The sequence below is a fragment of the Caballeronia sordidicola genome, from assembly GCF_001544455.2.
GTDB lineage: Bacteria > Pseudomonadota > Gammaproteobacteria > Burkholderiales > Burkholderiaceae > Caballeronia > Caballeronia sordidicola.
This window is the reverse complement of the sequence record NZ_FCOC02000028.1, coordinates 1-10556: the sequence shown is the minus strand read 5'-3', so window position 1 is coordinate 10556 and position 10556 is coordinate 1. Positions and strand designations below refer to the sequence as shown.

At 64.0% G+C, this 10556-nt stretch carries 5 protein-coding genes and 1 pseudogene; 3 read left to right on the top strand and 3 right to left on the bottom strand.

What is annotated here, in order from left to right; translation table 11 throughout:
* From bcsB to AWB64_RS27780, 3 genes are read left to right on the top strand one after another with little or no spacing between them, the layout of a single operon-like run.
* On the top strand, positions 1-2568 hold the full coding sequence (gene bcsB, locus AWB64_RS27790; protein WP_060858629.1) for a cellulose biosynthesis cyclic di-GMP-binding regulatory protein BcsB: 2568 nt from the start codon (positions 1-3) through the stop codon (positions 2566-2568).
* 1 nt (position 2569) lies between these two features.
* Positions 2570-3757, top strand: a complete 1188-nt coding sequence (gene bcsZ / locus AWB64_RS27785) for a cellulose synthase complex periplasmic endoglucanase BcsZ (RefSeq protein WP_060858628.1) — start codon at positions 2570-2572, stop codon at positions 3755-3757.
* Complete coding sequence (locus tag AWB64_RS27780) at positions 3751-8544, top strand: cellulose biosynthesis protein BcsC (protein ID WP_060858627.1); 4794 nt, start codon at positions 3751-3753, stop codon at positions 8542-8544. Before bcsZ ends, AWB64_RS27780 begins: the two co-directional genes overlap by 7 nt.
* A gap of 47 nt (positions 8545-8591) precedes the next feature.
* Here the strand turns inward: AWB64_RS27780 and AWB64_RS27775 are convergent, their stop codons facing one another.
* The 3 genes and pseudogenes from AWB64_RS27775 to AWB64_RS32430 all read right to left on the bottom strand — a co-directional run.
* On the bottom strand, positions 8592-9341 hold the full coding sequence (locus tag AWB64_RS27775; protein ID WP_060858626.1) for an SDR family oxidoreductase: 750 nt from the start codon (positions 9339-9341) through the stop codon (positions 8592-8594).
* A gap of 36 nt (positions 9342-9377) precedes the next feature.
* A complete protein-coding gene (locus AWB64_RS27770) occupies positions 9378-10244 on the bottom strand; it encodes an NmrA family NAD(P)-binding protein (RefSeq protein ID WP_060858625.1) in 867 nt (288 codons plus the stop codon).
* A gap of 201 nt (positions 10245-10445) precedes the next feature.
* Positions 10446-10556, bottom strand: a pseudogene (locus AWB64_RS32430) (polyisoprenoid-binding protein); the annotation flags it as partial.

Here is a 10556-nt window from a genome sequence, read left to right as displayed (position 1 = left end):
ATGGGTAAGGGAATCACGATGCCGCGCCTTGATAACGGACGAGGCGAACAAGATCGGGCTGTGCCCGCGCCCTTGCGCTCCCGCCCTATTCCTCGTTCGCTGATGCGCGCGCTTGCTTGCTGGATGGCGTTGCAAACCGCGCTCGCGGTGCCGCTGGCTTCGCTTGCCAATGCTGCGGCGGCCTCCAGTGCGAGAGAAGCCTCCGCTGCAGGGACGCTTGCCGCGCCCGCGCCAACCGCTTCCAATGGCGTGCCGTTGCCCGGCCCCGCCGCACCGTACAACAAGGCGACGATCGACCAGCCGCCGCTCGCCGTGGCCGTGCCTGCATTCGGGCAAGCGGCGTCGGGTGCGGTGGGTGCGTCGGCGGTGCCCGCAGTCCGCTCGCTTGCATCGAAGACGCCGACGACCGCCGAGCCCGGCACGCTGGTTCCAGGCGGACGCCGCCAGACGCTGACCTTTGCCGATCTCGGCGCGCTCGATCCGCTGCAATTGCGCGGCACGGACGGCCAGAACGGCGTGCCGTTTTCCGTGCGCGGCGACGAAGTCGTGACCGGTGCGGTGCTGCATCTGATCTATAGCTATTCGCCTTCGCTGCTGCCGTCGATATCGCAACTCAAAGTGCTGGTCAACGGCGAAGTCGCTGCGACCTTGCCCGTGCCTCGCGATCAGGCCGGTATCCTGGTTGCGCGCGATGTATCCATCGACCCGCGGTTCATCACCGAATTCAACCACCTGAACGTGGAGCTGATCGGCCATTACACGCAGCAGTGCGAGGACCCGTCGAACTCCACGCTGTGGGCCACCGTCAGCAATGCGAGTTCGCTCGACCTGACGTATGCGTCGCTTGAAAGCAAGCCCGATCTCGCCGCGCTTCCTGCGCCCTTTTTCGATCGCCGCGATGTCCGCCGTCTCGAACTGCCGTTCGTGTTCGCGCAGAAGCCCACGCCCGCGACGCTCGAAGCTGCGGGCACCGTCGCGTCGTGGCTCGGTTCGCTGGCGGGTTATCGCGGCGCGGTGTTTCCCGCGCAGATCGACAACGTGCCGCTTTCGGGTAATGCCGTGATATTCGCCACGCCCGACCAGCATCCGGCCGGCGTGCAGATGCCGGATATTTCCGGCCCGACCATTGCCGTGCGCGATCGCGAAGGCGGCGCACGCGGACGTCTCCTGCTCGTGATGGGCCGCAACGACTCCGAGCTGAAAACTGCCGCGAAGGCGCTGGGCATTGGCCAGAATTCGTTTTCGGGACCGAGCGTGACGATCACGCAACTGAACGATTTCGCGCCGCGCAAACCCTACGACGCACCCAACTGGCTGCCGACCGACCGCCCCGTGCGCTTCGGCGAACTGGCCGAAGCACGCGACCTGACCGTGAGCGGTTACAACGCCGACGCCGTGCGCGTGAACCTGCGCGTGCCGCCCGACTTGTTCATGTGGCAAACGAAAGGCGTGCCGATCGACCTGGGTTATCGATACACCGTGCGTCCCGCGCTCGACCGTTCCACGCTGAACATCAACGTGAACGACGGCTTCGTGCAGTCGCTGCGCATTCCGGCCGTGGCGACGTCGACCTTCGATCTCGGCCGCTATTTCAATCGCGTGCTGCCCGATAAAACCGCTGCCGCGCGCCATCAGATCTACGTGCCGCCGCTGCTGCTCACACCGCGCTCGCAATTGCGCCTGCACTTCTTCTACGACTACCCGAAAACCGGCGAATGCCAGGGCCGCGTCCTCGACAACGTGATTGGCGCCATTGATCCGAACTCGACCATCGACCTGTCGGGCTTTCCGCACTACATGGCGCTGCCCGACCTCGCCGCGTTCGCCAACGGCGGTTTCCCGTTCACGCGGATGGCGGACCTGTCGCAAACGGCGGTCATCATGCCCGACGATCCCAGCTCCGCCGACTACAGCCTGTATCTGCTGGAAATGGGACGCATGGGTGCATCGACGGGATATCCCGCGAGCGGCGTGACGGTCGCGCAGGCTGACCAGGTCGACAACCTCGCCGACAAGGACCTGCTGATCCTCGGTTCGCCCGGCCGTCAGCCGCTGTTGCAGCGCTGGTCGAAAAACATGCCCTTCTCGGGCGACGCCGATTCGCGCAATTTCGAAATCACCGACGTCGCTTTCAAGGTCGTCGACTGGTGGCACGGCGAGCACGGCGTGGAGCGCTTGCCGGCGCGCGCCGACCTCACGCTCGTGAGTTCGAACGGCGATGCGCTCATCACCGGTTTCAGGTCGCCGTTGAAGAGCGACCGCAGCGCCGTTGCATTGATCAGCGCGGCGGGACAGTCGGACGCGGACTTGTCCGCGGCCTTGCTCGACAACGACATCCTCCCGGAAATCCAGGGCGCCATGGCCGTGATCCACGGACGCGATGTGACGGTGACATCGAATGGACAGGCGTATTACGTTGGCCGTCTGTCGCCATTCGAATACATGCGATGGGCGTTGTCGTCACATCCGCTCCTGCTTGTCTTGAGCGGCCTGCTCGCTGCCATTATCATCGCGGCACTGTTCTACCGTGCACTGCGCGCGATCGCCGCGCGCCGTTTGAGGGATTGATATGCAGGCTGGTTTCAGGCGTGGATCGAAGACTGCAATCGTGGGGCTGGCGCTGACCGGCATGGGACTTACTTTTAACGCTCAGGCGTCCGGGACCGCTGCAAGGGAATGCACGGACTGGAGCGCGTACAGGACGTTCGCTTCACGCTTCATTCAACCCGATGGCCACGTGGTCGACTATTCCACGCAGGTGCAGCAGACCACGTCGGAAGGCCAGTCGTATGCCATGTTCTTTGCGCTGGTCGCCGGCGATCGCGCGATGTTCGACCGCCTCCTGAACTGGACCCGCGCGAACCTCGCGGGGAACCAGTTCGATGCGGGCAACATGCGCCTGCCGTCGTGGCAATGGGGCCGTGGACCGGATGGATCGTTCGGCGTGCTCGATCCGAATTCCGCGGCCGACTCCGACGTATGGATCGCCTATGACCTGCTGCAGGCCGGGCGTCTCTGGAACGAGCCGCGTTATACGCGTATGGGCCAGGCGCTCGCCGAACAGATCGTCAGGCATGAAGTGAGGAGCCTTGGCGGCATTGGGCCAATGTTGCTGCCGGGTCCTCAAGGTTTTCAGAATGGCGATGTGACACGCCTGAATCCGAGTTATTCGCCGCTGCCGGTGCTGCGCGCCCTGGCTCACGCCATGCCCGATGGCCCCTGGAACAAGCTTGCGGAAAACGGCTACAAGCTGGTTTCGGTAACGTCGCCGCGCGGCTTCGCGCCTGACTGGGCCGCGTACAAAGGCGGCCAGTTCGTGGTCGATCCGCAAAACGGCGATACCGGCAGCTACGACGCAATCCGCGTGTATTTGTGGGCGGGCATGGCATCCAGCGCCGATCCGCTCAGCAAGCCGTGGCTCGCGGCCCTCGGCGGCATGCGCCAGGCGGTCGCGCAGACGGGGATTCCGCCGGAGCGCGTGGCGGTATCGACAGGTGTTGGCAGCGGCGAAGGACCGCTGAGTTACTGGGCGTCGCTTGCGCCCTACTTCAAGGCGCTCGGCGACGAACGTGGCCTGGGACTTGCGCGCACGCATCTGGCCGTGCTCGACGCGCCAATCGGATCGCCAGCCGCCGTGAGCCGCGAGCCGGTTTATTACGACCGGGTGCTGGGCCTGTTCGGCGCTGGATTCATAGAAGGCCGATACCGCTTCGACGAAGCCGGCCGACTCGTCCCGAGTTGGAGAAGCGCATGTTGAAACGGTCCTTGTTGCCACTGACTACGAACGCCGGAGCGCGCGCGATTGCGCTGAGCGTGGCGGCGGGATGCGCCGCGAACGTGCCGTTGACCGCCTTCGCTCAAGCCGCGAGCAGCGCTGCCGGTGCGAATGCCGGTGTGAGCGCCAATGCGCCGCTGACCGTGTTGATCGATCAGGGCCGCTACTGGCAATCGCACCGGCGCGGCGACCTCGCCGAGCAGGCGTGGCAGAAGGTGTTGCGTATCGACCCGAAGCAGCCCGATGCGCTCTACGGCATGGGCATCATCCTCGCGGATCGCAAGGATGGCAGCGGCGCGCAGCAATATCTTTCGCGCTTGCGGCAGGTGGCGCCGCAGTATCCGAATATCGATGAACTCGGCCGGCGGCTTGGCGAAACCAGCCCGCGCGACCAGACCGTGAACGACGCGCGGCGTCTCGCGCAAAGCGGCCAGAGCGCTTCGGCAGTGCAGGAATATCAGCGCGCGTTGAGCGGCAAGCCCGCCACGCCTGAACTCACGCTCGAATATTACCAGGCGCTTGCCGCCACGCCGCAAGGCTGGGATCAGGCGCGCCAGGGCCTCGCGCAACTCGCGAAAGACAATCCCAACGATCCGCGTTACGCGCTCGCGCTGGCCCAGCATTTGACTTATCGCGACACCACGCGGCGCGACGGCATTGCACGGCTCGCGCAGTTGAGCGGCGACAGCACGGTGGGCGATCAGGCGAAGAAAAGCTGGCGTCAGGCGTTGCTGTGGCTGGGCGCGCGTGCATCGGATGCGCCGTTGTATCAGGCGTATTTGCGGGCCTCGCCGGACGATCCCGCCGTCAAGGCGCGCTACGACTCGATGGTCCAGCAAGACAAGCAGGCGCAGGAACGCTCGCAGGCGAGCGCGGCAACGGACGCACGCGGACGCGCGGTCGCCGAGGGTTTCGCGGCGCTCGATCGCGGCGATATCGTCACCGGCCGCGCGCGCTTTTCGGCGGTGCTGGCGCAAAGCCCGAACGACGCCGATGCGCTCGGCGGCATGGGCGTCGCTGCGTTGAAGCAGGAAAAATTCGATGAAGCGCGCACCTATCTCGAACGTGCATCGCGCGCAGGAAACCCCGCGCGCTGGAAAGAGGCGCTGAACAGCGCAACGTACTGGAGCTATACGAGCGCGGGTATCGGCGCACGCAGCAACGGCGAAACGGCAAAAGCGAAGTCGATGTTCGAGCGCGCGATTGCGTTGAATCCGTCGGACACGACCGCGCAGACCTTGCTCGGCGAAACCTTGCTTGGCAGCGGCGACCCGCGCGGCGCGGAAGAGGCTTACAGGATGGCGCTGCGCCGTCAGGCCGACAACCCCGATGCCATTCGCGGCCTTGTTGGCGCCCTCGCCGCGCAAGGCCGTGGCGAAGAAGCGCTGGTGTTCGCGAACCAGTTGAACGCGGAGCAGCAGGCGAAGGCCGGCGGCATCAACAAGCTGCGCGGCGAGGCGCAAGCGGCGCAGGCCCGCGCGGCGGAAGCCCGCGGCGATTTGGGCGCGGCCCGCAGCCTGTTCGAAGACGCGCTCCTGAACAATCCCGACGATGTCTGGATGCGCCTCGACCTCGCGCGCATTTATGTACGCCAGGGCGCGGTCGGAAACGCGCGCAGCATGATGGACGGCTTGCTCGCGGCGCACCCCGACATGACCGACGCGCTGTACGCAAGCGCCTTGTTGTCCGCCGAGACGCAGGACTGGGCAACGGGTTTATCGCAGCTCGAGCGCATTCCCGTCTCGCAGCGCACGCCGGCGATGACCACGTTGCAGCATCGCCTATGGGTGCACGTTCAAGCCGATACCGCAAGTCGCATGGCGCGTGCCGGGCAGACGCAGCAGGCCATCTCGATCCTGCAGGCCGCCACGCCGGTTGCACAGAACAGTCCTGAACTGATCGGCGTGCTCGCGACGGCGTATCTTCAGGCAGGCGATACGGGCCGCGCCATGTCGCTCGTTCGCGGCGCGATGGCAAGCGCGCCCACCGACACTGGCCTGCTGCTGCAATATGCGGGCATCCTGACCGCGATTCCCGTGCAGCAAGGACAAACCAGTCCGCAGCAGGACGCCGAGTTGAGCGCCGTGATGCGCAGGCTCGCGGCGTCGCCGCTTACGCCGCAGCAGCGTATCGATTTCAACAACCTGAATGTCGGTATTGTGGTGAAACAGGCCGATACCGTGCGGCAACGCGGCGATCTCGCGGGCGCTTATGACGTGATCGCGCCGTGGCTCGCCGCGACGCCCGATAACGCCGACCTGCAAGCCGCACTGGCGCGTCTCTACACCTCGGCCGGAGACGACAAAAGCGCGCTCGCGAGTTATCGCGCGGCACTGGCGCGCCGTCCCGACGATATCAACCTGCAGGTCGCCACGATCGGCGCCGCGTCGGGCGCGAAGGATTTTTCGTTTGCCGAAGCGACCGCGAACCAGGCGTTGCTCGCCTCGCCTGACGACCCGCGCGTGCTCGCCGCCGCGGGACGCATGTATCACGCTGAAGGCAAGTTGTCGCTGGCGTCGCGATATCTGCAGCAGGCGTTGATCGCGGCGAATACGCCTGTCAGCCGGACGCCGAACGTGCGTCAAGACGGTCAGCCAGCGGTGCCGCGCGGGTGGGAATCGGCGATGCAGCGCATTGGCTCGGCACCGTTGCCGGGCACGAATCCATTTGAAGGCAAGACCGCCGTCGATACCGGCGCCAACCCCGCCGGTACGCCTACAGGTCCACTTGCAGGGCTGTTTTCACGTTCGTCGGATCCAGCGCCGGGATTGCCTGGGTATTCGCAGCAGCAGCCCTATGCTCAACCTCGCACGCAGCAATACTCCCAGCCCTATTCACCGACGCAAAACGTGCCGAACTACTTGCCTCCTCCGCAGCCCGCGTCGTATTCGACACCTTATTTGGCGCCGTCTGTAGCACCCAACGCAGCTCCGTACCCGGCGCCTTATCGCGTACCGGCTAACGGCGCGCGTCCGGCAACGGGCGGCGGATATGGTCCCGATACCTACGGTTCAAGCCAGTCCGGCGCGCCTGCCGCCGCGCCGCTGCAGCCGTATCCGGGACAAGGACCCGCTCAGGACGCCGGGCAATATCAGGCGCAGTATCAAGCGCAATATCAGCAGCCTTATCAACAGCCTTATGCGCAGCAGGCTTATCCGGCGCAGCAGCAATATCAGCAGCCTTACCAGCAACCGTATCAGCAGCCATATCAGCAGCAGGACCCGGCAATGAGCGCCCCGTGGCCCATGTCGCCCGCCGCGCGCGAGGCGCAGACCAACGCGCAGTCACAGCAGCGCGTGTATTCGAACACATCGGCAGCGAGGCCGAAGCGTTCGGCCAAATCGACGCAAGCTGCTTCGCGTCAGGCGACCCAGCGTTACGCGCGCCCCGCCGACGAAACCGACTACACGCAGCAGCAGCCTTACGCATATCCGCAGCAGCAACAGCCGCAGCCGTACTACTCGAATCAGCCCTATATTCCTCAGCCTCCAGCGGGCTACGCGCAGGCGTATGTCCCCTCGCCGACGGCGCAGGTCGCTCAGCCGGGGCAACAGTCCTATCAGGGCAATATCGCGAACGCCCAGACGCTCGGTGTCGCCGATGAACTCGCGCAGATCAACCGAGCGCAGTCGAGCACGGTGACAGGCGGCGTGGTGTTTCACAGCCGCACAGGCGAGGACGGACTGTCGAACCTGACCGATATCGAGGCGCCTGTCGAAGGGCGGATTCGTGCGGGCAATGGTCACGTCGTGGTCACGGCGACGCCTGTTACGCTCGATGCCGGCACCGCGCAGGAAACCGCCGATACGCTCAAACGCTTCGGCTCGGGACTCGGCGCGCGCAATGTCTCTAACCAGTATGGCAACCAGACGGCGAGCGGCGTGGGTTTGTCGGTGGGATATGAAACGAACAGCGTGAAACTCGATGTTGGCACCACGCCGTTGGGCTTTCTCGAGGAAAACATAGTGGGCGGCGCGCAATACAAGGGCGCCGTTACGGACCAGGTCTCGTACTCCGTCGCCGTCGCCCGCCGCGCGGTCACGGACAGCTTGCTGTCGTACGCGGGCGCGCGCGACGCGCAAGCGGGCATCACTTGGGGCGGCGTGACGTCGAACGGCGGACGCTTCGACCTGGGTTGGGATGATGGTACGAATGGCGTATACCTGAACGCCTCGTTCCAGTACTACGACGGCCATAACGTTGCAAGCAATACGGCGGAGAAAGGCGGCGGCGGTTTCTACACGCGCCTTTATTCAGACGCCAACCAGACATTGACCGCAGGCGTGAACACCACGCTCATGCACTACGACAAGAACCTTTCGTTCTTCACATACGGCCAGGGCGGTTATTTCAGCCCGCAACAGTACGTGATCCTGAACTTGCCGGTCGAGTACATGGGGCGCAGCGGCGCGTTCACCTATGACGTGAAGGGGTCGATCGGCGTGCAGCATTATCGGCAGGATTCGTCGGACTATTTCCCGACCAATGGCAACGTTCAACCGGTTGGCAGCAGCGGACTCATAGCCGCGCAGGGCGGAACCTACGGTGGCCAGACGAAGACCGGCGTTTCGTATTCATTCAGCGCCACGGGCGAGTATCAGCTCGCGCCGCAGTTGACGGTGGGCGCTACGGCGTCGCTTGGCAACGCATATCAGTATCGGGAATATCTGGCGGCTGTTTATATTCGCTATAGCTTCACGAAGCAGAATTCCGTGCAGCCCTTCCCACCTTCGCCACTCAGTTCGCCTTACGTATCGATGTCGAACTAGCAGGGATCATGAAGCCCCGGAGCGTTGTGAGTCCGGGGCTTCATGTTTTATACCAGCACGTCTCCGCCATCCACCACATAAGTCTGGCCTGTCGCGAAACCGCTTTCCATCAGGAACAGGTACGCCGCGGCGACATCGCGTGCTTCGCCCACGCGGCCTGCCGGCAGATGCTTGCCGGTTTGCGCGTACATGGCCGAGCGATCTGCTTCGGACATGTTCTGCCACAGATTCGTTGCAATCAATCCCGGCGATACCGCGTTCACGCGCACCGGCGCAAGTTCGACGGCAAGGGCACGCGCCAGCGCTTCCACCGCGCCGCATACGCTTGCCCCAAAGGCCCAGCCGCTACGCGGACGCAGTGCTGCAATGCCGGTCGTCAGCACGATCGAGCCGCCCTTCGCGATATGCGGCGCGCCATGTTTGACAGCGGCGAGCGCGCCCCAATAGCGGATATCGAACGCGCGCCGCGCCTCGGTCAAGTCCGTCTTTGCAACCTCGCCAAGACGCAACGAATCGCCGGCAGTGAACACCAGATGATCGAAGCTGCCGGTTGAGTCGAAGAACGCCTGGACCGCGTGTTCGTCGGTGAGATCCAGTGCACGGCCTTGGGCTTTTGTTCCGAGCGAAGCTGCCACGGCCTCCACCCGTTGCGCGTTACTCGATGCAATCACGACGTGCGCGCCTTCCTGCACCGCGTACTCCGCAACGGCATGGCCAATACCCGACGAACCACCGAGCACGATGACCTTCTTGCCTTTTAGCCGGATGCCTGCGCTATTCGTTTCACCATGACTCATGGTTTTAGCTCCTTCAATTGAGTGCACGGACAGTTTTCAAGAGGCTTTTTCGATCAACGATTGCAGCACGGTATCGAGCGGGACACGGCCACGGCGCACTTCGTTCGTACCGCCTTCGAAGCGGATCCATTCTTCGTTGAAACCATCGAGCATCTGCATGCGCGGCAGCGGATTCTTCATGCCCTGTGTGCGGAACACGTCTTCCCACGTATCACGCGGAACGCCATTCATGCGTACATCGCGTCCAAGCAAACGCGAAAAGCTCGCCGCGATCATGTCAGGGGATACGCGTTGCGGTCCCTCGAGTTCGATGATCCGGCGACCCGTCCATGTCTCGCGTAAGAGGTCGGCCGCGACCCGGCCGATATCGGCGGTGGCGACCATGGGCACGAGTTTGTCGAGCGGCTGGAGGAAACTTGGCACCCTGCCGGTTTCTCGAGCGGGCACCACGTCCCAGGCGGCGTTTTCGATGAACCATGCAGCGCGCAGGAACGCGACCGGCATGGGCAACGTGCCGAGTTCCTGCTCCATGATCTGTAGCTGATTGAGCAGGTTGGGCTGCGTGGCCTGTGCACCGATGGTCGAAAGCACCACGATCTTTTCCGGCGCGGCTGCAGCGAGTGCGGCGCGCAACGAAGCGATTGTCTTGCGGGCTTCGGGGAAGCCCGGTGCCGGATCGAAGGTCGGCGGCAACAGGACGAATACGCCTTCCGTGCCTTCGAATGCGCGTTGCAGCGCGTGTTCATCGTTCATGTCGGCGAGCGCGACTTCGCAGCCCTCCTTCGCCCACGCCTCCCCTTTGGCTGCATCGCGCACGACGGCGCGGACGTTGTGACCCGATGCAAGCAGCAAGCGCGCGACGACCCCGCCGACCTGGCCTGTAATTCCGGTGATGGCAAACATGGTGTTCTCCTCAAGAGTTCGGCAGCAGGTGCTGCGTTGAGAAGAAGTGTGGGATCTCGCCATGTATCTGGCGATGACCTGGCGGTCATTTAATTAATGACACCACGGCATGAATGCGCTGCATCCGGATGCTTTTAAAGCAGACGAAAAAAACCGTTCCAGCGCGCGCCGGAACGGTTTTTAAGGGTGCAAGAACAACGCTTACTGGCGCACGCCTTCAGCTTGAATATGCAGTGTCGTCTTCATCTTGAAGCCGTAGGTCTTGCCATAATCCACGCCGAAATCGCCCCGATCGAACGTCGCCGTCGACTC